The following is a 21514-nucleotide window of genomic DNA, read 5'->3' as shown; positions in this document are numbered from 1 at the left end:
CCTTCGACGTAGCTGTTACCGGCCAAATTCCAATTCCTGAGTTTTTTTAATTCTTAATTCAACATTGAAAATTCATAATTCAACATAGAATGGCCACCACCGCAGATTTCCGCAACGGGCTCGTAATCAATTACAACAACGAGCTGCACGTCATTACCGAATTTCAGCACGTGAAGCCCGGTAAGGGCCCGGCATTTGTGCGCACTAAAATGCGCAACATCAAAACCGGCCGCACCCTCGACAACACTTTCAATGCCGGGGTAAAGATTGAAACGGCCCGCGTGGAGCAGCGCCCCCATCAGTACCTGTTCAAGGACGATTACGGCTTCACGTTCATGGACAACGCCACGTTCGAGCAGGTGGTGCTGCCCGAGGCCATGGTGCCCTTCGCCGACCTGATGAAGGAAGGCCAGGAAGTGGGCATCCTGTTCCACGCCGAAACCGAGCAGCCCCTCACGGCCGAGCTGCCCACGACCGTGGAGCTGATGGTGACTTACACCGAGCCCGGCCTGAAGGGCGACACCGCCACCAACACGCTCAAGCCCGCTACCGTCGAGACGGGCGCGCGCATTCAAGTGCCGCTGTTCGTGGACACCGACACCAAAATCCGGATTAAAACCGCCGACTACAGCTACGTCGAGCGCGTTAAGTAACGCACGCAAACCATTCCACCGGCTACGCCTTTCTCCCTCTGCCATGAAAGCCCAAGAACTCCAGGACCTGATTGATTTCATCGCCAAATCGGGCCTCAACAAGGTCAACATCGAAACCGAAGAGTTTAAGATTTCGGTGCAGCGCGACCCCAGCACCAAAACCGTGACGATGGCCGCCCCGGCCGCGGCGCATGCCCCGGCTCCGGCGCCGGCCGCTCCTCAGGCGGCGGCTCCGGCAGCAGCCCCGGCTCCGGCCGCCGCCGAAGCGCCTGCCGCCGCGCCGGCCGCCAGCAGCGCCACGCCCCTGAAGTCGCCGATGATTGGCACGTTCTACCGCAGCAGCAGCCCCGAAACGCCGGCTTTCGTGCAGGTGGGTGATATGGTGGAGAAAGGCCAGGTAATCTGCATCATCGAGGCCATGAAGCTCTTCAACGAAATTGAAGCCGAGCAGTCGGGCCGCATCGTGAAGGCGCTGGTAGAAAACGCCTCGCCCGTCGAGTACGACCAGCCGCTGTTTCTGATTGAAGCCGTTTAGAATTATGAATTTTAAATTATGAATTATGAATTGGCCATTTTTAGTAACTGGACTGACTCGTAATTCATAATTCATAATTCATAATTCATAATTCCAAAGAAGCTGTGTTCAAGAAAATACTGATTGCGAATCGGGGTGAAATTGCGCTGCGCGTGATTCGGACCTGCAAGGAAATGGGCATCAAAACGGTGGCCGTGTACTCGACGGCCGACAAGGAAAGCCTGCACGTACGCTTCGCCGATGAAGCCGTGTGCATCGGCCCGCCGCCCTCGACCGAGAGCTACCTGAGCATTCCGAAGCTGATTGCGGCGGCCGAAATCACCAACGCCGACGCCATCCATCCGGGCTACGGTTTCCTGAGCGAAAACGCCGAATTCTCGCGTGTGTGCCACGAAAACGGCATCAAGTTCATCGGCGCCTCGCCCGACATGATCAACCGCATGGGCGACAAGGCCTCGGCCAAAGCCACCATGATTGAAGCCGGTGTGCCCGTTGTGCCCGGCTCGGTTGGCCTGCTCGAATCGGCGGAGCAGGGCAAGCAGATTGCCGCCGAAATCAAGTACCCGGTCATCATCAAGGCCACGGCCGGCGGCGGCGGGCGCGGCATGCGCATCATCCACTCCGAAGACGAGTTCGACAAAGCCTGGACCGATGCCCGCACCGAGTCGAAGGCGGCCTTCGGCAACGACGGTATGTATTTGGAGAAGTTTGTGGTGGAGCCCCGCCACATCGAAATCCAGATTTGCGGCGACCAGTTCGGCCACGTCTGCCACCTTTCGGAGCGCGACTGCTCGATTCAGCGTCGCCACCAGAAGCTGGTCGAGGAGGCCCCTTCGCCCTTCATGACCGACGATTTGCGCGAGCGGATGGGTGCGGCGGCCATTGCCGGCGCGTCGGCCATCGGCTACGAGGGCGTGGGCACCATCGAGTTTCTGGTCGACAAAAACCGCGACTTCTACTTCATGGAGATGAATACCCGCATTCAGGTGGAGCACCCCGTGACGGAGGAAGTGGTGAACTACGACCTCATCAAGGAGCAGATCAAGGTGGCGGCGGGCATCCCGATTTCGGGCGCCAACTACTTCCCGCAGCTGCACGCCATGGAGTGCCGCATCAACGCCGAGGACCCGGCCAACAACTTCCGCCCCTCGCCGGGCCGCATTTCGGTGCTGCACATCCCCGGCGGCCACGGTGTGCGGGTGGATACGCACGTGTACGCGGGCTACCAGATTCCGCCCAACTACGACTCGATGATTGCCAAGCTCATCACCGTGGCCCAGACCCGTGAGGAGGCCATTGTGAAGATGAAGCGCGCCCTGAGCGAGTTCGTAGTGGAAGGCGTGAAAACGACCATCCCCTTCCACCTCGCCCTCATGGATAACGAGCAGTTCTTGGCCGGCGACTTCACCACCAAGTTCCTGGAAGACTCATTCGACTTCTCGCAGCTGCAGTAGGCTGCTGCGTAGCATCTTTACAAAAGAACGCCATTCAGCGCTTCGCGCTGAATGGCGTTCTTTTGTAACAGGAAACCGTTGTGCCATCCACATCCCGCCAGCCATGCCCACGCAACCCGACTACGCCCGCCGCTACACCGTGGAAGAGTACTTTGCGCTGGAAGACACCTCCGACATCCGGCACGAGTTTTATCACGGTGAGATTTTCCCGCTGGACTCGCCCGAAAACATGGCCGGAGGCACAAAACGCCACAACATGCTGATCCAGAACTGCGTGGTAGCCCTGCGGGGCGCGCTGCGGGGCCGGGGCTGCTCGGTTTTTGCCGAGAATGTGCGAACGGCCGTAGACGAAAACCAGCACTACAACTACCCCGATGTAGTGGTGAGTTGCGCCCCGACCGATAATGACCCGCGCACCGTGCATCACCCGGTGCTTATCGTCGAAGTCCTGTCGGCCTCCACCGAGGCCCGCGACCGGGGCTGGAGATTTCAGCAGTACCAGCAGCTACCCTCCCTGCAGCATTACGTGCTGGTGTCGCAGCGGCGGCAGCTGGTGGAGTGCTACACCCGCCATGAGGACAACACCTGGCTATTGTCCTCGGTGCGGGAGTTGGGGCAGGAGGTGGAAATAACCGCCTTGCAGGTCAAATTGGCTGTTGCCGCTATTTATGAGGATGTGCAGACCGGGCCGGAAGAAGGCCCGGCGCTGCTAAGGCTGCCAGATTAGCCGGGCGTGCTCCCTCCCTCAATTTCCGTCACCAACTCCCCGTACCACCCCTCGCCGTACTTGCGGATCAGCGGCTCCTTGAGGAACTGGTAGATGCGCACGCCCAGGTTGGCCCCGAACGAGCAGGCGGGCGAGCAGATGGTCCACCGATCGTAGTTGAGGGCCTCGAAACCGTCGTACTTCGTGATGCGGATGGGGTACAGGTGGCAGCTGATGGGCTTTTTGAAGCTGGTGGCCCCGGCCAGATAGGCCTGCTCGATGCCGCACTTGAGGATACCCCGCTCGTCGTAGAGGGCGTAGGCGCACTCCCGGTCGTTGATAGTAGTAGTGCTGAAGTCGCCTTCCCAGTCCTTGATGTAGCGACCCTGCTGTTCGATGGCGGCGCGGCCGGCGTCGGTGAGGAAGGGCTTAATGGCTTCGTATTCCTGGTTGAGGATGTCGAGTTCCTCGGCCTCTAGGGGCGCGCCCAGGTCGCCCTCTACGCAACACGCGCCCTTGCAGGCTTCGAGGTTGCAGACGAAGAAATTGTCCCGAACGTCGTCGGAAATAAGCGTGTGCTGAATTTGAATCATTGGGTTGGTTTCTCGCTGCAAAGATACCCGCAATTACACCACCGACCAGAGGATTTGTTCCGTCAGCTCGCATTGGCGGTGGTGCGAATAGGTCGCCAGGGCCTCCTGCTGTCCGGCCTCGCCCAAGCGCGCCATCAGACCCGGTTCCTGCAGCAGCCGCGCTACGGCCGCCACGAAGGAGGCCTGGTTGTGGAGTTCGAACAGCAGGCCGGTGCGGTCGTCGTCGAGCAGCTCGCGGGTGCCGCCGGCCGCCGCGCCCAGCACGGGTTTACCGGCCGCCAGGGCCTCAATGGTCACCATGCCGTAGGTTTCGCTTACGGAAGCCGTGATGGAAATATCGAGGGTCCGGTAGGCCACTTCGGGCTGGAGCGTGAAGCCGCGCAAATGCACTACTTCGCTCAGGTCCAGCTCCTGAATGCGGGTTTGCAGGGCGTCGGCGTAGGTGCTGCCCTCATTGCGGGTGGGCTCGCCCACCAGCAACAGGTGCAGCTGCGGAAACTGTTGGCGCAGCGCCGGCAGGGCTTCCAGCACGAAATCCTGCCCCTTGCCATCGTCGAGGCGGCCGATAAGGCCCAGCAGTACGGTGCCGGCGGGCAGCTCCAGCTGCAAGCGGCGGCGGGCTTCGGCGATGGTCAGTTGCGCGTCGGCGAACTTCTCCAGCTCGACACCCAACGGCACGACGTGCAGTGTTGAGGGACTCAGGCGCGTTTTTTCGAGCACCTGCCGGGCCAGGCCGGGCAGCGGGGCCAGCCAGGCAGCCAGCGCCCGGTAGCGCAACGTATGTACCAGCCCGCGCTTGGCCAGCCCCAGCTGCATGTGCTGCTGATACACCAGCGGCAGCCTGCGCAGGTACAGCCGCTTGCAGAGCACGGCCAGGCCCAGGTCGCCGTTGCGGCTGATGAGCAGCGCCCGCGTCCCGAAGTCGCGCAGCGCCTTGGCCAGTCGGCCGGCCGCTGGCACGTCGAGAGCTTTCCAGGGGTTTTCGAGCGTGATTACGGTGGCGCCCAACTCGGCGGCGCGGGCGGCCAGCGGCGAGTTGGCGCGGGTAATCACCTGCACCGGCCAGCCCCGAGCCACCATCCAGCCGGCAAACCGGGCCGTGTTCAGCTCCAGCCCGCCCCAGCTGTCGGACAGGCACAGGATAGAGAGGGGAAATGGGGCGGCTTGCATGGGGCAAAGGTACGGCGGGCATGACTTCTGGCAGTGCTTGCGGTAAGACTTGTGGCAGGACTTCGCGCCGGGCAGCCGCAAAAGCCGGCCGCCCGGCATTTCCATCCCCCGCCCGAAAGCCGTACATTTGCTAACAAGCCAACCGGCTTAGTTTTCCGCTGCTGACTACCGAATATGGGACTCGATTATAACGCGCTACTCAACCCCTCGCAGGCCGCTGCCGTGATGCAGATTGAAGGGCCCTGCATGATTATTGCCGGCGCCGGCTCGGGCAAAACCCGGGTGCTCACCTACCGCATCGCCAACCTGCTCGAACAAAAGGTCAACCCGTTCAATATCCTGGCCCTTACCTTTACCAACAAGGCCGCCAAGGAGATGCGCGCCCGCATCGAGAAGGTGGTCGGCCCCGAGGCCAAAAACCTGTGGATGGGCACGTTTCACAGCGTGTTTGCCCGCATTCTGCGCTCGGAGGCCGACAAAATCGGCTACCCCCGCTCGTTCACCATCTACGACACCCAGGACTCCAAAACCCTGATTGGCCAGATTCTGAAGGAGCTGGAGCTGGACGATAAGATGTACAAGCCCAACATGGTGCTGAGCCGGATTTCGGGGGCCAAAAACAAGCTGATTTCGGTGCAGCAGTACTTGAGCGACCCGGTTATCAAGCAGGACGATGAGGCGGCTATGCGGCCCAAGCTGGGCGTGATTTACCAGCAGTACGCCAACCGCTGCTTCAAGGCCGGGGCCATGGACTTCGACGACCTGCTGTACCAGACCAACGTGCTGTTCAAGGAACACCCCGACGTGCTGAACAAGTACCAGAACATGTTCCGCTACGTGATGGTGGACGAGTACCAGGACACCAACTACTCGCAGTACCTGATTGCCCGCAAGCTGGCGGCCAAGGAGCGCAACATCTGCGTGGTGGGTGATGATGCCCAGAGCATTTACGCCTTCCGGGGCGCCGATATTCAGAACATCCTCAACTTCGAAAAGGACTACCCGGAGCTGCAGGTGTTCAAGCTGGAGCAGAACTACCGCTCGACCCAGAACATCGTGAAAGCGGCCAACTCGGTTATCAAAAACAACCAGGCCCAGCTGCGCAAAGACGTGTTTTCCGACAACGAGGAAGGCCCGCTGATTGAGGTGTTCAAGGCTTCTTCCGACAATGAGGAAGGCAAGCTGGTGGCCCAGAGCATCTACGAGGACAAGATGAACCAGCATCTGTCCTACGACAACTTCGCCATTCTCTACCGCACCAACGCCCAGAGCCGGGCCATGGAAGAAGCCCTGCGCAAGCTGGGCATCCGCTACAAAATCGTGGGCGGCCTGAGCTTTTATCAGCGCAAGGAAATCAAGGATTTGGTGGCCTACCTGCGCCTCACGGTGAATCCCAACGACGAGCAGGCCCTGCGCCGGGTCATCAACTACCCCAAGCGCGGCATCGGCGACACGACGCTGGCCAAGCTCATCAACGCGGCCGAGGAAAGTAACCACACCATCTGGGAGGTCGTCAGCAACGCCGATAAGTTTCTGCCCACCCGCACGGCCAACCCCATTGTCGATTTCGCGGAGAAAATCAAGGCCTACACCGCCGTGGCGGCCAAGGAGGATGCGTTTGAGGCGGCCAAGTTCATTGCCAAGAACTCGGGCATGATTGAGGAGCTGTACGCCGACAAGAGCATCGAGGGCCTGAGCCGCTACGAGAACATCCAGGAGTTGCTCAACGGCATCAAGGCCTTCGTGGAGGACCCCGAGCGTGAGGACAAAACGCTCGGCTCCTTCCTGCAGGACATTGCGCTGGTGACGGATTCGGACCTCAAGGACGCGGCCCAGGAGGGCGAGCAGGTGACCATGATGACCATCCACTCGGCCAAGGGCCTGGAGTTTCGCAACGTCTACATCGTGGGCCTGGAGGAAAACCTGTTTCCGAGCCAGATGATGATTACCTCGCGGGCCGATTTGGAGGAGGAGCGCCGGCTGTTCTACGTGGCCATCACGCGGGCCGAGAAGAAGCTGACCCTGAGCTACGCTACCTCGCGCTACCAGTGGGGCAACCTGCGCAGCTGCGAGAAAAGCCGTTTCCTCGATGAAATTGACCCCAAATACGTCGATTTCAAGTTTTCCTCGGGCCCCGGACCCGACCGTGCCGGCCCGGGCGAGTCGCCGTTCGGCCACGTGTTTGAGCGCCGCTCGAACCTGGTGCCGCCCCCACCCCGCAAGAACGCCGCAACCAAGTATGTGGCCCCCGCCGACTTCACGCCTTCCGACACGAGCAACCTGCAAACCGGCCAGCGCGTGGAGCACCCCAAGTTCGGCTTTGGCAAAGTTACCAGCCTCGAAACGGTGCAGGGCTCCACTAAAGCCATCATTCAGTTCGAGGAAGTGGGTGAGAAAACGCTGCTGCTAAGTTTTGCTAAGCTGCGGGTGCATTAATGGGTGGTTCGGCCGGCTTCGGCGGCTTTGCGTTACTTTTAGAAGCTCGTAACGCCGCCGGCCGGCCGCCGTGGCTTCGCGCCAACTTCTTCCGGCTTGTTTTTGTACAACCGGCGCCGCCAGCCGGACGAGCTTTGGCGTATATTTGACCCTTCGCATATTTTTGATAATGACCCTCCCCCCCTCTCTTCATAAACACGAGCTGCTCCAGCGCGAATACGGCCAGAGCACCTTTCAGCTCGTGCAGCAGCTGGCCGGCATCGAGGACCGCGACGAGCGGACCCGCCGCGCCCAGCAGATTGTGCAGCTCATTTTTCGCCTGCAGCCCGCCCTGCGCGACCAGCCCGACAGCCAGGCCAAGGTCTGGAACCACATCTTCGAAATGGCCGATGGCGAGCTGGACGTGGACGCGCCCTTCGCGCTGGCCGCACAGGTGAACTTAGGGCCGCCCAAGCGCCTCGCCTACCCCGCCAAAGGCCCCAGGTTCCGGGCCTACGGGCAGGCCGTGGAGCAGCTGGTGGCCCAGGCCCTCACGCTGGAAGATGCCACGGAGCGCGAGCAGGCCGCCATCATCATCGGCCGCACGATGAAGTTTTTGTACCGTTCTCACAACAAGGAAAACGCCAAGGACCTGACCATCATCAAGCACCTGCGCGAGCTGTCGAACAACCAGCTCAGCCTCGACCCCGACCGGGTGCAGAACGAAAACCTGTTCGAGTTCGTGAGCACCGGCGGCCGGCCGGCCCCCTTTATCGTGCCTCAGCCCCGGCAGGAGCGCGACGGCGGCGGCAACCGGCGCAGTGGCGGCAACAGCGGCGGCGGTGGCAACCGGCGCGACAAGCAGCGCCGCGGCGGCCGCAAAAACCGCAACGAGCCCCAGCAGCCCCCGCAGTAGTCTGGTTTGAGCTGCAGGCTTCAAGCTACAAGCCGCAAGCTTTACCAGCAACATCTATTTATATTCCTTAGCATTAGCTTATAGCTAACCAAGACTTTCTCCTTCGTGAAAGCTTGCAGCCTGTAGCTTGAAGCCTGAAGCTCCCCAAGAAATGGCCTCCTTTGAAGTAATTGGCGGTAAGCCGCTGCATGGTGAAATTGTGCCCCAGGGCGCCAAAAACGAAGCCCTGCAGATTCTGTGCGCCGTGCTGCTGACCCCGGAGCCGGTTACCATCAGCAATGTGCCCGACATCCGCGACGTGAACAAGCTCATCGAGCTGTTGCGCGATTTGGGCGTGAAAGTGGGCCGCCTGTCGCCCGACTCCTACCGCTTTCAAGCCGACAACGTGAACCTGGCCTACCTCGATACGCCCGAGTTCATAGCCCAGGCCGGGGCGTTGCGGGGCTCGGTGATGATTCTGGGACCCATGCTGGCCCGCTTCGGGCGCTGCCAGCTGCCCAAGCCCGGTGGCGACAAAATCGGCCGCCGGCCCATGGATACGCACTTTCTGGGCCTCGAAAAGCTGGGCGGCAAACTCACGCTCGAAGGCAAGGATTTTTACCGCATCAAGGCCGAAGATGGCCTGACCGGCGCCTACATGATGCTGGACGAGGCTTCGGTAACGGGCACGGCCAACATTGTGATGGCCGCCGTGCTGGCTAAAGGTGTAACCACCATCTACAATGCTGCCTGCGAGCCGTATCTGCAGCAGCTCTGCAAGATGCTGGTGCGCATGGGCGCCAACATCAACGGTATCGGCTCCAACCTGCTCACCATCGAGGGCGTGGAGCAGCTCGGCGGCACCGAGCACCGCATGCTGCCCGACATGATTGAAATCGGCTCCTTTATTGGTCTGGCGGCCATGACGGGCTCCGAAATCACCATCAAGGACTGCCAGATTGCCGAGCTGGGCCTCATTCCCGACACGTTCCGCAAGCTGGGCATCCGGCTCGAATTCCGGGGCGACGATATTCATATTCCGGCGCAGCAGCACTACGAAATCGATACCTACCTCGACGGCAGCATCCTCACGATTTCCGACCACACCTGGCCCGGTTTCACGCCCGATTTGCTGAGCGTGGTGCTGGTAGTGGCCACCCAGGCCAAAGGCACGGTGCTTATTCATCAGAAGATGTTTGAGTCGCGGCTGTTCTTCGTCGATAAGCTCATCGACATGGGCGCCCAGGTGATTTTGTGCGACCCGCACCGGGCCACCGTTATCGGCCTCAACCACCAGAAACGCCTGCACGGCATCACCATGACCTCGCCCGATATCCGGGCGGGCGTGGCGCTGCTCATTGCCGCCCTCTCGGCCGAGGGCCGCAGCGTGATTGAAAACGTGGAGCAGATTGACCGCGGCTACCAGCACATCGACCAGCGCCTTATCGCCCTCGGCGCCCAGATTCGGCGGCTGTAGATTGGCCGAGAGCTGCTAGACAAATTCCGTAAAGCCCCGCCGCCCGGCTCCCACTCGTGGGGGCCGGGCGGCGGTGTTTAACGGCCCGGCAGCAGGTTACCTTCCGGCAGGGCGGGTATGAAGGGCAGGCGTTAGCCTACTTCGTCCAGTCGAAACCCGTAAAAATCCTGCCGTATGCGTATCCCGGTTTTATTGTGGCTGAGTTTAACGCTGGGGCTGCTGAGTTGCGGCAACAGCCAGTCGTCGATGGGCGAACCGTCCGTCGAAGTTACGGCCGATGCCGAAGTGGGCGGCGACGCTGCTATGATGGCGCCACCGCCGCCGCCCATGGCTCCTTCGGCAGTGGAAGCCAAGGCCTACGAGTCGGCTGACCAGCCGGCGGCTGGCCAAGCCGCTTCCGCCGCGCCGGCCGTCAACCGTAAGCTGGTGTACCACGCCACGGTGCGCATGAAAGTGGCCGACCTGGCCCGCGCCAACCAGCGCATGGACAGCCTAACCCGCGCCGTCGGGGCTTTTGTGGAAGGCGCGTCGGAGGAGCGCGAGGATGGCGAGTGGCGGCACGAGATGAAAATCCGGGTGGCACCGGCCCGCTTCCAGGCCCTGCTGGCCGGGTTGGGCCGGTTCGGCACCGTCGAGTCCAAGCAGCTTTCGACCGACGACGTAACGGCCCAGCACGCCGATATAACGGCCCGGCTGGCTTCCAAGCGGGCGCTGGAGCAACGGTACCTGGAGCTGCTGAAAAAAGCCAATAAAGTGTCCGATCTGCTCGAAATTGAGCAGAAAGTAGGCGAAATCCGCGAGGAAATCGAGGCCACCCAAAGCCGCCTGCGCGCCCTCAACGACGAGGTAGCTTACTCCACCATCACCCTCACCTACTACCAGGAACTCAGCCAGCGGCGGCCCGACGCGCCCGTGCTTTCCTTCGGCAGCCGGCTGCTCGAATCGTTCTACGGCGGCTGGGAGCTGCTCACCGACCTAGTGCTGGGCTTCGTGGCGGCCTGGCCGCTGCTGCTGCTGGCTGCGGCCGTGCTGGCCGGCTGGCGGGCTTGGCGTCGTCGGCGGGCCCAAAGCCTGAAATAAGCTTTCGTCAGTTTCATCCTTACTCCTACTCCGATGAAAAACTACGCGCATCTGCTGTTGCCGGCCCTGTTGCTGGCCGCCTGCTCCCAGGCTCCCAATCATCAGGACCAATCCGTGGCTGAAAGTGAGCCCGTGGCAACCTTTCCGGCAGCGGCTACGGCCAGCACTTCGGAGCCCGGCAGCCCGGCCGCAAGCTCCGAAGTTCCGCTGGCGCGACTGTGGCGCGCCACGGGCCACCCGGTAATCTATCAGGGTAGCATGGAGCTGGAGGTGAGCGAGTTCGAGAAGGCTTCGGCCCGGCTCGACACGCTGCTCAGCCAGTACGGCGCCTACCTGACCGACGCCAACGAAACCACCGACGCCGACCGCCATCAGCAGATGCTGGTCATTCGGGTGCCGTCGGCGCGGTTTCTCGCCCTTACGTCGCGCTTAAGCCGCCTGGGCCGGGTGCAGAGCAAGCAGATAAGCTCGCGCGATATTGCCGCCGAGCTGGCCCGACAGCAAGCTACCGCCGCCACGGCCACCGATACGGCCGTGGCCAACCGCGCCGCCGCGGTAAGCCAACTCCTAACCGAGCAGGCCGCTCTGGGTACACTCCGGCTGACCTATTTCCAGCTCCGCCCCGCCTCCGACCTCACCCCGGCTGCCGCCATCGGTCCGCGCCTCGTAGCCGGGCTGGAATTTGGCTGGCGCCTGGTAGGACTGCTGCTGGTGGGACTGGCCTATGGCTGGCCGCTGCTGCTGGGCCTCGTCGGCTGGGGCTACTGGCGCTGGCGGCAGGGCGCTTTCATCGCCCCCGAAAAAGGCTGAGTCCGGCTGCTTGTATCACGCAAAATGCCCCGTCGACAGCTGTCGGCGGGGCATTTTGCGTGTGGGTTATTATTTTTTGCTACTTAGTCAACCACTAAATCGACCACTGAGGTGGCCAGCGAAAGGACGATGCTGAAGAGCAGCGCCGAGAAGAAGCCGTCAATTTCGAAACCGGCCATCAGGTAGCTGGCCAGCATGATGATGAGCGCGTTGATGACGAACAGAAACAAGCCCAGCGTGAGAATGGTAATGGGCAGCCCGATAATCTGCAGAATAGGCTTAACCACCGCGTTGAGAATGGCCAGCACCACCACCAGAATCATGGCATCGGTGAAGCCCCGGATGTAGGCGCCGGGCAGGAAAGTGGCCAGCAGGTACGTAACGACGGCTGAGAGGATGAATTTGAGAATGAAGCTCATAAGGCAAAAAATGGCGTTGAATGAGAGATGTACAGTATTCAGGGAGTTGAATACAATACGCGCCAGCCCTTTTTCCGTTGCCGGTATCCAGTTGTCAGTTGCCGGTGAACTGTCAAAAGCAGAACTGTCAAAAGCAGAACTGTCAAAAGCAGAACTGTCAAAAGCAGAACTGTCAAAAGCAGAACTGTCAAAAGCAGAACTGTCATTCTGAGCGGAGCGAAGAATCTCGCGTGCCACAGTATATCCTGACGTTTGGATTACTACTGCACGCGAGATTCTTCGCTCCGCTCAGAATGACAGTTCTGCTTTTGCCGTTCACTGGCAACTGGATACTCGTCACCGGCAACTATTCCACCGTGCGGGCTTTCAGGCGCCCCTGCGAAACGGCCATCCAGTTGGCCATGTGGTAGAGCAGGCGGGCGCCCACAATGGCGTTCCACTCGGTGTCGCCGGGCGCTACCTCGTTCAGGTCGCAGCCGATGATGGTGCGGCCCGAGCGCACCACCTGGCGCAGCAGGTACACGGCCTGCTCGAACTCAAGGCCACCAGGTACGGGCGTGCCGGTGCCGGGGCAGAGCTTGGGGTCGAGGCCGTCGATATCGAAGCTCAGGTACACCTTCTGCGGCAGCTGGGCAATGATTTTCTTGCACTCCTTCTTCCACGACTTGCCGCCCAGCATTTCGGCCTTCAGGAACCGGTCGGCGAACAGGGCCACGCGGCCGTTGCTCTGGTCGATGAAATCGGCCTCCTGCTGGCAGTAGTCGCGGATGCCCACCTGCACCAACTTCTTCACCTGCGGCAGTTGCAGGGCGTTGTGCATGATGGAGGCGTGCGAAAACTCGAAGCCTTCGTAGGCGGGGCGCAGGTCGCAGTGGGCGTCAATCTGCAGAATGCCGAACTCCTCGTTTCGCTCGGACAGCGCGTGCAGGTAGCCCAGCGGCGTGCTATGGTCGCCGCCGAGCACCACCACGCCTTTGCCGGCATCGAGCAGGGCGCCGGTTTTGGCCTTGAGCCACTCGCGTAGCGCCGCCCCGCGCTCGTTGATGCGGGCCGCATTGGGCAGATGCTGGTCGCGGGCTTCGTCGGGCTGGCCGTCTTCGAGCCAGCCGATGTAGGCCTCGGCCAGCGGGCGCAGCTCGTCGCTTTCGGCCGCAATGGCGGCGTCGGGCTCCTCCATGGCCAGGCCCAGGCGCCAGGCCTCGGGCAGGTCGGGGTCGTAGAGGTCGACCTGCAGCGAGGCCGTGTGCATGGCTTCGGGGCCCTGGGCCGTGCCGGCGCGGTACGACACGGTTACTTCCCAGGGCACGGGCACCACAACCACCTGGGCCTCTTCGGGCGTGAAGGGCAGGCCAAACAGGCCGCCGGCGGCGTCGCCGAGGGCATTAGGGTCGAAGTTGGCCAGTTTTTGTTCGAGTGCAGTGGCGGAGTCAGCCATAGGTAAATCGGGTTGAGACTTGGAGGTAAAGCGTAGGAGTTGAAAACCGGAACGAAACCGAAGTACCGCAAAAAATCCGTTTCGCAACAGCCCGGGCGCGCCTCCTGTAAAGGAACGTGCCGGCTTATCACGAAACGGATTTTTTGCGGTAGGCAATAAGCCGGGGCAGGTCAGCGGCTTAGGCGCCGAATTGCTGGCCGCCCATAAAGTCGTAGGTGCGGATGATGGTGATGATTTTGTCGAACGTTTCGCGGTCGAAGAAGATCATCAGCGGCAGCTCCACCGAATTTTCTTTGTCCGAAAACTGGGTAATCACCGAGAAAATGAGCGGCTGCACCATCGGGTGGTCGTGCAGCAGGCTGCGCAGGGCCGCGTCCATGTCGCCCTGCGGATGGGCGGGCGGCGCACCGTAGATGCGGGCCTTGAGGATGTTGGCCAGCTGCGTGACCAGCGCCCCGGTGATGATGTTGCTGATTTCGAGCAGCAGCGACTCCTGCATCGAGTCGATGTCGATGGAGTCGGCGGTTTGCATGCGCAGGCACACCCGCGAGAGGCGCTGCACGTGCTGGCCGGAGAAAAACATGAGCGTGGTGCCGTTGAAGTCGCCCCGGATATCGGACTGGATAACCACGTGGCCGGCCTGCAGGTCGCTTACTTTTTCCAGAATGCTGCGCCCCGATACAATGTCGAGGTTGGGCACTTCGAGCAGCACCTTCTCCTGGGCCACCACCGCGAACGAGTCGGCGGCGCGGGCCAGGCCGATGTTCAGGATTTCGCGGATGATGTCGCGCTCCAGTTCCGTCATGTGCAATTCCATATAAATCAAGTGAAAGGGCCGGTCACCAGGGCATCCGGCCAGACTGCAATACGAGAGTTACGGCCGTTTGGCTAAAAACAGACGAGTTAAGGCGGGCACGTCGAGCACCAGGCACACCTGCCCGCTGCCGAGCAGCGTCACGCCGCCAAACAAATCGATGGTGTCCAGCGGCTTGCTCATGGCTTTCACCACGATGTCCTGCTGGCGCAGAAACCGGTCGACGATCAGGCCGAGCCGGCGGTTGTTGTAGTTGACAATGATGATATCCTGACGGCCGTGGAGCGTGGCTTTGCGGGCCGGCGCCAGCACCTGGTCGCCTTCGAGCTGTAGCAGTTCGCGCAACGACACTACGGGCACGTTTTCGCCCTGCAGGCGCGTGAGCAGCACCCCGCCCACCACGCTGAAGCGGTCGGGCAGCAGCGACACCACCGAGTCGGTGTGCATGAGCGGCAGGGCGTAGCTGCGCTCGTCGAGCTCGAAGAGCAACGCGCCCTTCACGGCAATGGACGTGGGCAGCACCAGCGTGAAGGTGGTGCCCTCGCCCAGCACCGAATCGACGCGCAGCTGGCCGCCGAGCGAGTCGATGGCCAGCTTCACCACATCGAGGCCCACGCCGCGACCCGAAATTTCGGTTACCTCCTTGGCCATCGAGAAACCGGGCTCGAACAGGAAAGCGCGCACGGCGGCATCGGGCAGCTGGGCGGCGGCAGCCCGCGTTACTAGGCCGCGCTCCACAGCTTTGCGCCGCACGCTGGCCACGTCGATGCCGCGGCCGTCGTCCTGCACCTGCACCAGCACATCGTCGCGCTCGGCCTGGGCCGAAAGCGTTATCTGGCCCTGGGCGGGCTTGCCGGCCGCCTCGCGCTCGGCGGCCGTTTCGAGGCCGTGGCCGATGGCGTTGCGCACCAGGTGAAGCAGCGCATCGGTGATAATTTGCAGGATGTTGCGGTCGATCTGGATGTCCTCGCCCTGCAGGGTCAGGTTCACTTCCTTGCCTTCGGTGCTGGCCACGTCGCGCACCACCCGCGGGAATTTGCTGAACAACGAGCCCACGCCCACCAGCCGGGCATCCATCACGCTGTACTGCAGCTCTTCGGCAATGCGCGAGAAGTGGGCGGCGGCCGTCGTGAGGGCCGGGTGGTCGATTTCGCGGCTCAGCGTCAGTATCCGGTCCCGGTCGATAATCAGCTCGCCCATCAGGTTCATCAGGTGGTCGAGCTTGCGCACCTGAATATACACGAGGTCGGAAAGCTCCAGCTTGCGGCTGACGTCCTCGTCGTCGTCGGCCTCCTCCCCTTCCAGGTCGGGCTCCTCGCCCCGGCTGATGCGGTCGAGGTTGTCGAGCAGGCGCTGCACGTCGGGCAGCGCCTGCTCCTCGCCCACGGCCCGGATCAGCTCGCCCAGCGTGTCGATGCCGCCAAACAGCACCGGCACCATGCTGCCGGTGAAGGTGGCCTGCCCGTCGCGCAGCTGGCCGAACACGGTTTCCATGTGGTGGGCCGCCTCGCCGATGCTGGTGTAGCCCATGGCCCGGGCGTTCGACTTGAGGTTGTGCATGAGCCGGAACAGCTCGCGCAACGCCTCCTCATCGGCCGGATTGCGCTCCAGCTCGCTGATGTGGCGGCTCATGGCGTCGTAGTATTCCAACGCCTCGGCCATGAAAAGCTCGCGGTACTCCTGCTCCCGGTTACTCATCGTGCCACAACTGGTTGGCGCCCACGCCGCCGGCCCGCCCGCGCACGGGGGCGGGCGGCTCTTCGGCAAGGGCAGGAAGCGGGGTTGGGGAAGTCGACACGATAGTCAGTTGTCAGTTGTCAGTTACCAGTTGTTAGTTGTCAGGGAAAGAACGTCATTCGGAGCGAAGCGAAGAATCTCGCCTGAACTCGCTGAACGATTACGGATGAACGACTCAAGTGAGATTCTTCGCTCCGCTCTGAATGACGTTCTTTCCCTGGCAACCGACAACTGGCTACTGGTACCTATCTATTGGAGGGCGTTGCCCACAATTTCGAGCACTTTCTCCTCGGAAAACGGCTTTACGATGTAGGCAGAGGCGCCGCTTTCGAGGGCTTCGTTCACGATGACCTCCTGGCCGACGGCCGAGCACATCACCACCTTCACATCGGGCTGCTCCTGGCGGATGCCGCGCAGCACGTCGAGGCCGGTGTTGTCGGGCAGAATCACGTCGAGCGTAATCAGGTCGGGCTTGGTTTCGATGGCCATTTCCAGGGCCTGCTGGCCGTTGGCGGCTTCACCGACTACTTCGTAGCCGGCATCGGTAAGCATATTCTTGAGCATCGTCCGCATATAGAACGAATCGTCGACGATGAGAATGCGGTTTTTCATGGGAAAGAGAAAAGCGAAATGAGTGGGTGTAGCGCCGCCCGGTGGCCGGCTTGGCCCGTTGTACGGCAACCGGGGGGCTAAGATGCCGCCGGGGCCGTCAGCTGCATGATTTCGGAGGGTGTAAGCAGTTTCAGCATGTCGAGCACCACAATAATCCGGTCGCCCACGCGGGCAATGCCCTCGATATATTTATCGTGAATGTTGGCTTCCTGAATGAAATCGGGCGTTTGCTCGATGGCCGACTGGGGCACCGACAGCGGCTGGGGCACCTCGCGCACGACTACGCCAATGGTGTAGTCTTTGGCTTCGATGGCCATGGTGTAGGTGTGGGCCGCTGCTTCCTCGGCAACCTCGGCCGCCTCCCGCAGCTGAAACCGCTCCTCCAGATCGACAACGGTAATGATATCGCCCCGCAGATTGGCAATACCCTTCACGAACGACGGCGTTTTGGGCATGCGGGCAATTTCGGGCGTCAGGGTTACTTCCTTCACCTGCTCGATGCGGATGCCATACTCCTCCTGCCCCAATCGGAAAACGATTAGCTGAATAAGCGGGTCGGGCGCGGTGGCTTTCTCAGAATTGGGCATGCGAACGGTGGGGTATCGGGTACTAAGTGGCTGGCAGGTTTAAGTGGCCGAGGGCTACTTGCTCTTGGTGGTTTTACCCTTGGCCGTTTTGCCTTTAGCCGCAGCTGGCTTCTCAGTAGCTGCCGGAGTTGCCGCGGGGGCCGACTTGCGCCGCACCGAAGCCGCCGGCTTGGCTGCGGGCGTTTCGGCGGCAGCTGCAGCTAGCTTAGTGGCGGTGGCCCGACGCACCGGCCGGCGGGCCGGCTCGGGTTCGGGCTGCGGCTGGGCCGCGGCCGCCCGGGCAGGGCGGCGCGATGTCGCAACCGCTACCGGCGCGGCCACCGGTGCCGCTGCCGGGGCAGGGCGGCGGGCCATCCGGCGCCGGATGGGCTCGGGTTCCGGCTCAGGCTCGGGTTCGAGGTATTCCATCAGCTGGAAGGCCGAAAGCCCCAGTTGCAGGTCGTCGGCAATGTCGGTCAGGTTCTGGCTGCTGGTGGTCAGCTCCTGCATGCTCGTGGAGAGCTGCTTCGCGGTACCGGCCACCTGCTGCGTGCCCGAGGCCGTCTGTTCGGCAATGGCTACCACTTCCTCCACGTACTTGACCACGTCGCCGATACTCGTTTTCTGAATCTCGGTGGCCGTGAGAATATCGCGGCTGGTGCGCAGGGTTTCGCCGCTGCTGGTAGCAATGTTCTTAAAGGCCGAGCTGGCCTCGAAGGTGGCGTTCTTGCCCTTCAGTACCCGGCCTTCCATGGTGCTGATGGCGGTTGCGGCCGAGGTGGTGTCCTTGCGAACGTCCTCTACCAGCGTGGCAATTTCGCTGGCCGACTTGCGCGAGCCCTCGGCCAGCTTGCGGATTTCTTCGGCAACCACGGCAAAGCCACGGCCGGCCTCACCGGCCCGCGCGGCCTCGATGGCGGCGTTCAGGGCCAGCAGGTTGGTCTGGGAGGCAATGTCGGTAATCACGCCCAGCGACTTGCTGATTTCGCCCGAACGGGTGCTCAGCACTTCGATGGTTTTCGAGGTCTGGGCGGCGGCCGAGCTGATTTCCTCCATGTTCTTTACCACTTCGGCCACCGTTTTCAGGCCCAGCTGCGAGGTCTGCTCACCCAGCTGCGCGGCCTTGATACCCACATCGGCTTTGCCAGCGGTTTCCTTGGTGGCCTGCATGATTTCCTCAATCAGCTTGAAGGCCTGGTCGGTTTTGAGGGCCTGGTTCTGGGCGCCTTCGGCCATCTGCTGCATGGCGCGGGCCACGTCGGCCGTTACCTGGCTCATGGCCTGACCCTTCTCCACCATCTCCTCCGACGACTCGCCCACAATCTGCGACGACTCGTTGATTTCGCCCAGCAGCTCGTTGAGGTTATCAACGGCCAGGTTCAGGGCGTCGGCCATGGCGCGGATGTCGCCGGTTGTCTCAATTTCGGCCCGCTGCTGCAGGTCGCCCTCCGAAATGGCCCGCACCACGCGGCTCACTTCGAGCACCGGCGAGGCAATGGATTCGATGAGGGCGTTGAGCGTGTCGACCAGTTCTTTCCACGAGCCGGATACGCCCGTTACCGTGGCCCGCTCGGCGAGTTTGCCTTCGCCGCCGGCCACCTTGGCTACCCGGCTTACTTCCACGGCCAAACGGTTCAGGTCGTCCACCATGCGGTTGATGGTATCGGCCAGGTCGGCCACTTCGCCCTGCGCGCCGAGGGTCAGCGTCTGGGTCAGGTCGCCCTGCGAAACGGCCGTTACTACTTTCACGAGGCCCCGCACCTGGGTGGTGAGGTTGGCGGCCATGGTGTTTACGTTGTCGGTCAGCTGCTTCCACACGCCGCTCACGTTGGGCACGTTGGCCTGACCGCCAAGTCGACCCTCGGTGCCCACTTCCTGGGCCACGCGGGTTACTTCGCCGGCAAACACGTTGAGCGAGTCCACCATCTGGTTGATGTTGTCCTTGAGGTCGAGCAACTCGCCTTTCACATCAACCGATACTTTCTGGCTCAAATCACCGCGGGCTACGGCGGTGGTTACGTTGGCAATGTCGCGCACCTGGCTCGTGAGCGAGGCGGCCATGGTATTTACGTTGTCGGTCAGGTCTTTCCAGGTGCCGCGCACGTTGGGCACCACGGCCTGGCCGCCGAGCTTGCCCTCGGTGCCTACCTCGCGGGCCACGCGGGTTACTTCGTCGCCGAAGGTGTTGAGCGAGTCCACCATCTGGTTGAGGTTTTCCTTGAGCTGGAACAGCTCGCCCTTCACATCAACCGATACTTTCTGGCTCAAATCCCCGCGGGCTACGGCCGTAGCCACGTTGGCAATGTCGCGCACCTGACTCGTCAGGTTGCTGGCCATCGTGTTCACGTTGTCGGTCAGGTCTTTCCACGTGCCCGAAACGCTCGGCACGTTGGCCTGGCCACCCAGGATACCTTCTGTACCCACCTCGCGGGCTACGCGGGTTACCTCGCCGGCAAACACGTTGAGCGAGTCCACCATCTGGTTGAGGATGTCCTTGAGTTCCAAGATTTCGCCCTTCACGTCCACGGTCATCTTCTGCGTCAGGTCACCTTTTGCCACCGCCGTGGCCACGTTGGCAATGTCGCGCACCTGACTCGTCAGGTTGCTGGCCATCGTGTTCACGTTGTCGGTCAGCTCCTTCCAGGTGCCACCTACGTTGGGCACGGAGGCCTGGCCGCCGAGCTTGCCTTCGGTGCCTACTTCGCGGGCCACGCGGGTTACCTCGTCGCCGAATACGTTGAGCGAGTCCACCATCTGGTTGAGGATGTCCTTGAGCTCCAGGATTTCGCCCTTCACATCCACGGTCATCTTCTGCGTCAAATCACCTTTAGCCACGGCGGTGGCCACGTTGGCAATGTCGCGCACCTGACTAGTCAGGTTGCTGGCCATTGTGTTCACGTTGTCGGTCAGCTCCTTCCAGGTGCCAGCCACGTTGGGCACCGAGGCCTGGCCGCCGAGCTTGCCCTCGGTGCCTACTTCCTGGGCCACGCGGGTTACCTCGCCGGCAAACAGGTTCAGCGAGTCCACCATCTGGTTGAGGTTCTGCTTCAGATCCAGCAGCTCGCCTTTTACATCGACGGTGATTTTCTGGCTCAGGTCGCCGCGGGCTACGGCGGTGGCTACGTTGGCAATGTCGCGCACCTGACTCGTCAGGTTGCTGGCCATCGTGTTCACGTTGTCCGTCAGGTCTTTCCACACGCCGCCCACGTTGGGCACGGAGGCCTGGCCGCCGAGCTTGCCTTCGGTGCCCACCTCCTGGGCCACGCGGGTTACTTCGCCGGCAAACAGGTTGAGGTTGTCGATGGTCTTGTTGATGGTTTCGGCCATCACCTTGAAGTCGCCCGACACCGGAATCTGGAACGTCTCGTCGAGGTTGCCGCGGCTGATGTTGGTGAGTACTTTGCCCACTTCCAGTACCGGCACGGCAATGCTGTCCACAAGGCCGTTGATGTTGTTGATCATGTCGCGCCAGAAGCCCGCCGCGTTATCCACCGAGGCGCGGGCCTTCAGGTTGCCTTCCACGCCGGCCACTTTCGAGATGCGCGACACCTCGCCGCCTACCCCGGCAATCATGTCCACCATCGAGTTGTAGGCCTCGGCAATTTCGGCAAAAATGTCGTCGTTCTGCTTGGTCAGCCGCACGCTCACATCGCCCTTCTTAAAGGCGTCAAGGGCGTAAAGCACCCGGTTGAGCTGGTCGTTGATGTAGTCGGAGTCGGAGCTCTGCACCGAGGTATGCCGGTAATCCTCCGCCCCTTTTTTGCGGGTGTGGTTGCTACGGTCCGGGCGCGGGGCGGTATCGGGTGCCGTGGCAGTGGCCGAGTCCGGCATAGCGGCGGCCGGACGGGTGGAGGGAGACGTCTTTGCTGAAGCCATAGGAAGTAAAAGTAACCAGATGCGCGCGGCGCAGGCAGAGCGCAAACGAAACCACCGGGGATAGGGTTGCTTGGTAAGCAAAGGTAGCAGAACTGCCGATTTGACCGCACCCGGCCGCATCATCCCGCCAAAAAATACTACGGCGGGCCCGCCCGCTCCCCGAAGCCGGGCTTACTAACTAGCGGCCAACCGGCTAGCCCGGCCCGGCGCCCGACCGTAGCCGCCCCGGCTCCTCTATAATAAGGAGTGCGGCCAGTGGGCTTGTGC

Annotated in this window: 19 protein-coding genes; 10 read left to right on the top strand and 9 right to left on the bottom strand. The window is 61.9% G+C overall.

Annotation, left to right across the window (positions count from 1 at the left end):
• Nucleotides 1-89: 89 nt before the first annotated feature.
• The 4 genes from efp to H145_RS0110460 all read left to right on the top strand — a co-directional run bounded on the left by efp (nucleotide 90) and on the right by H145_RS0110460 (nucleotide 3369).
• Complete coding sequence (gene efp / locus H145_RS0110475) at nucleotides 90-653, top strand: elongation factor P (protein ID WP_019948103.1); 564 nt, start codon at nucleotides 90-92, stop codon at nucleotides 651-653.
• A 43-nt stretch (nucleotides 654-696) separates the two neighbouring features.
• Complete coding sequence (accB, locus tag H145_RS0110470) at nucleotides 697-1188, top strand: acetyl-CoA carboxylase biotin carboxyl carrier protein (RefSeq protein WP_019948102.1); 492 nt, start codon at nucleotides 697-699, stop codon at nucleotides 1186-1188.
• A gap of 104 nt (nucleotides 1189-1292) precedes the next feature.
• Nucleotides 1293-2642 (top strand): acetyl-CoA carboxylase biotin carboxylase subunit, encoded by a 1350-nt coding sequence (accC, locus tag H145_RS0110465; RefSeq protein WP_019948101.1) that lies wholly within the window; start codon nucleotides 1293-1295, stop codon nucleotides 2640-2642.
• A 103-nt stretch (nucleotides 2643-2745) separates the two neighbouring features.
• Nucleotides 2746-3369, top strand: a complete 624-nt coding sequence (locus H145_RS0110460; RefSeq protein WP_019948100.1) for a Uma2 family endonuclease — start codon at nucleotides 2746-2748, stop codon at nucleotides 3367-3369.
• Here the strand turns inward: H145_RS0110460 and H145_RS0110455 are convergent.
• Complete coding sequence (locus H145_RS0110455) at nucleotides 3366-3941, bottom strand: DUF3109 family protein (RefSeq protein WP_019948099.1); 576 nt, start codon at nucleotides 3939-3941, stop codon at nucleotides 3366-3368. The two genes, H145_RS0110460 and H145_RS0110455, sit on opposite strands and share 4 nt — an antisense overlap.
• A gap of 33 nt (nucleotides 3942-3974) precedes the next feature.
• Nucleotides 3975-5111 (bottom strand): glycosyltransferase family 4 protein, encoded by a 1137-nt coding sequence (locus H145_RS0110450; protein WP_019948098.1) that lies wholly within the window; start codon nucleotides 5109-5111, stop codon nucleotides 3975-3977.
• A 174-nt stretch (nucleotides 5112-5285) separates the two neighbouring features.
• Between H145_RS0110450 and H145_RS0110445 the strand changes: the two genes are divergently transcribed.
• The 5 genes from H145_RS0110445 to H145_RS0110425 all read left to right on the top strand — a co-directional run bounded on the left by H145_RS0110445 (nucleotide 5286) and on the right by H145_RS0110425 (nucleotide 11788).
• Complete coding sequence (locus H145_RS0110445; protein ID WP_019948097.1) at nucleotides 5286-7547, top strand: ATP-dependent helicase; 2262 nt, start codon at nucleotides 5286-5288, stop codon at nucleotides 7545-7547.
• A gap of 169 nt (nucleotides 7548-7716) precedes the next feature.
• The gene (locus H145_RS20860; RefSeq protein WP_019948096.1) at nucleotides 7717-8442 is read left to right on the top strand and encodes a DUF4290 domain-containing protein; all 726 of its coding nucleotides are present in this window, start codon (nucleotides 7717-7719) and stop codon (nucleotides 8440-8442) included.
• Between the two features lie 151 nt (nucleotides 8443-8593).
• Nucleotides 8594-9898, top strand: coding sequence for a UDP-N-acetylglucosamine 1-carboxyvinyltransferase (gene murA / locus H145_RS0110435; RefSeq protein WP_019948095.1), 1305 nt, complete (start codon nucleotides 8594-8596; stop codon nucleotides 9896-9898).
• A gap of 174 nt (nucleotides 9899-10072) precedes the next feature.
• Complete coding sequence (locus tag H145_RS0110430; RefSeq protein WP_083937758.1) at nucleotides 10073-10978, top strand: DUF4349 domain-containing protein; 906 nt, start codon at nucleotides 10073-10075, stop codon at nucleotides 10976-10978.
• A 33-nt stretch (nucleotides 10979-11011) separates the two neighbouring features.
• The gene (locus tag H145_RS0110425; RefSeq protein WP_019948093.1) at nucleotides 11012-11788 is read left to right on the top strand and encodes a DUF4349 domain-containing protein; all 777 of its coding nucleotides are present in this window, start codon (nucleotides 11012-11014) and stop codon (nucleotides 11786-11788) included.
• An 83-nt stretch (nucleotides 11789-11871) separates the two neighbouring features.
• On the opposite strand, the gene H145_RS0110420 is transcribed toward H145_RS0110425, so the two are convergent.
• On the bottom strand, nucleotides 11872-12207 hold the full coding sequence (locus H145_RS0110420) for a phage holin family protein (protein WP_019948092.1): 336 nt from the start codon (nucleotides 12205-12207) through the stop codon (nucleotides 11872-11874).
• Here H145_RS0110420 and H145_RS25040 point away from each other — a divergent pair.
• Nucleotides 12185-12418 (top strand): pentapeptide repeat-containing protein, encoded by a 234-nt coding sequence (locus tag H145_RS25040; RefSeq protein WP_083937763.1) that lies wholly within the window; start codon nucleotides 12185-12187, stop codon nucleotides 12416-12418. The genes H145_RS0110420 and H145_RS25040 overlap by 23 nt on opposite strands.
• A gap of 135 nt (nucleotides 12419-12553) precedes the next feature.
• Here the strand turns inward: H145_RS25040 and H145_RS0110415 are convergent, their stop codons facing one another.
• The 6 genes from H145_RS0110415 to H145_RS22770 all read right to left on the bottom strand — a co-directional run bounded on the left by H145_RS0110415 (nucleotide 12554) and on the right by H145_RS22770 (nucleotide 21247).
• On the bottom strand, nucleotides 12554-13642 hold the full coding sequence (locus H145_RS0110415; RefSeq protein WP_019948091.1) for an agmatinase family protein: 1089 nt from the start codon (nucleotides 13640-13642) through the stop codon (nucleotides 12554-12556).
• A 178-nt stretch (nucleotides 13643-13820) separates the two neighbouring features.
• Nucleotides 13821-14459 carry a chemotaxis protein CheC gene (locus tag H145_RS0110410; protein WP_157541449.1) on the bottom strand — a complete coding sequence of 213 codons (639 nt, stop codon included), beginning with the start codon at nucleotides 14457-14459 and terminating at the stop codon, nucleotides 13821-13823.
• Nucleotides 14460-14516: 57 nt separating this feature from the next.
• The gene (locus tag H145_RS0110405; protein WP_019948089.1) at nucleotides 14517-16154 is read right to left on the bottom strand and encodes a chemotaxis protein CheA; all 1638 of its coding nucleotides are present in this window, start codon (nucleotides 16152-16154) and stop codon (nucleotides 14517-14519) included.
• Nucleotides 16155-16442: 288 nt separating this feature from the next.
• On the bottom strand, nucleotides 16443-16805 hold the full coding sequence (locus H145_RS0110400) for a response regulator (protein ID WP_019948088.1): 363 nt from the start codon (nucleotides 16803-16805) through the stop codon (nucleotides 16443-16445).
• Nucleotides 16806-16882: 77 nt separating this feature from the next.
• On the bottom strand, nucleotides 16883-17392 hold the full coding sequence (locus H145_RS0110395; RefSeq protein ID WP_019948087.1) for a chemotaxis protein CheW: 510 nt from the start codon (nucleotides 17390-17392) through the stop codon (nucleotides 16883-16885).
• A gap of 54 nt (nucleotides 17393-17446) precedes the next feature.
• Nucleotides 17447-21247 carry a HAMP domain-containing protein gene (locus H145_RS22770; protein WP_240471689.1) on the bottom strand — a complete coding sequence of 1267 codons (3801 nt, stop codon included), beginning with the start codon at nucleotides 21245-21247 and terminating at the stop codon, nucleotides 17447-17449.
• Between the last annotated feature and the right edge of the window lie 267 nt (nucleotides 21248-21514).

It is taken from the genome of Hymenobacter aerophilus DSM 13606, from assembly GCF_000382225.1.
Taxonomy (GTDB): domain Bacteria; phylum Bacteroidota; class Bacteroidia; order Cytophagales; family Hymenobacteraceae; genus Hymenobacter; species Hymenobacter aerophilus.
Note: the sequence above shows the minus strand (reverse complement) of the source record. Positions and strands in the feature narration are given on the sequence as shown.

Excerpts from the sequence above, each read along its gene's own strand:
- H145_RS0110400 (WP_019948088.1), bottom strand. The coding sequence starts at position 16,805 with ATGAAAAACCGCATTCTCATCGTCGACGATTCGTTCTATATGCGGACG.
- H145_RS20860 (WP_019948096.1), top strand. The coding sequence starts at position 7,717 with ATGACCCTCCCCCCCTCTCTTCATAAACACGAGCTGCTCCAGCGCGAA.
- H145_RS25040 (WP_083937763.1), top strand. The coding sequence starts at position 12,185 with ATGAATTTGAGAATGAAGCTCATAAGGCAAAAAATGGCGTTGAATGAG.
- efp (WP_019948103.1), top strand. The coding sequence starts at position 90 with ATGGCCACCACCGCAGATTTCCGCAACGGGCTCGTAATCAATTACAAC.
- H145_RS0110430 (WP_083937758.1), top strand. The coding sequence starts at position 10,073 with ATGCGTATCCCGGTTTTATTGTGGCTGAGTTTAACGCTGGGGCTGCTG.
- H145_RS0110455 (WP_019948099.1), bottom strand. The coding sequence starts at position 3,941 with ATGATTCAAATTCAGCACACGCTTATTTCCGACGACGTTCGGGACAAT.
- accB (WP_019948102.1), top strand. The coding sequence starts at position 697 with ATGAAAGCCCAAGAACTCCAGGACCTGATTGATTTCATCGCCAAATCG.
- H145_RS0110425 (WP_019948093.1), top strand. The coding sequence starts at position 11,012 with ATGAAAAACTACGCGCATCTGCTGTTGCCGGCCCTGTTGCTGGCCGCC.
- H145_RS0110460 (WP_019948100.1), top strand. The coding sequence starts at position 2,746 with ATGCCCACGCAACCCGACTACGCCCGCCGCTACACCGTGGAAGAGTAC.
- H145_RS0110415 (WP_019948091.1), bottom strand. The coding sequence starts at position 13,642 with ATGGCTGACTCCGCCACTGCACTCGAACAAAAACTGGCCAACTTCGAC.
- H145_RS0110410 (WP_157541449.1), bottom strand. The coding sequence starts at position 14,459 with ATGGAATTGCACATGACGGAACTGGAGCGCGACATCATCCGCGAAATC.
- H145_RS0110395 (WP_019948087.1), bottom strand. The coding sequence starts at position 17,392 with ATGCCCAATTCTGAGAAAGCCACCGCGCCCGACCCGCTTATTCAGCTA.
- H145_RS0110420 (WP_019948092.1), bottom strand. The coding sequence starts at position 12,207 with ATGAGCTTCATTCTCAAATTCATCCTCTCAGCCGTCGTTACGTACCTG.
- H145_RS0110445 (WP_019948097.1), top strand. The coding sequence starts at position 5,286 with ATGGGACTCGATTATAACGCGCTACTCAACCCCTCGCAGGCCGCTGCC.
- H145_RS22770 (WP_240471689.1), bottom strand. The coding sequence starts at position 21,247 with ATGGCTTCAGCAAAGACGTCTCCCTCCACCCGTCCGGCCGCCGCTATG.
- H145_RS0110405 (WP_019948089.1), bottom strand. The coding sequence starts at position 16,154 with ATGAGTAACCGGGAGCAGGAGTACCGCGAGCTTTTCATGGCCGAGGCG.
- murA (WP_019948095.1), top strand. The coding sequence starts at position 8,594 with ATGGCCTCCTTTGAAGTAATTGGCGGTAAGCCGCTGCATGGTGAAATT.
- H145_RS0110450 (WP_019948098.1), bottom strand. The coding sequence starts at position 5,111 with ATGCAAGCCGCCCCATTTCCCCTCTCTATCCTGTGCCTGTCCGACAGC.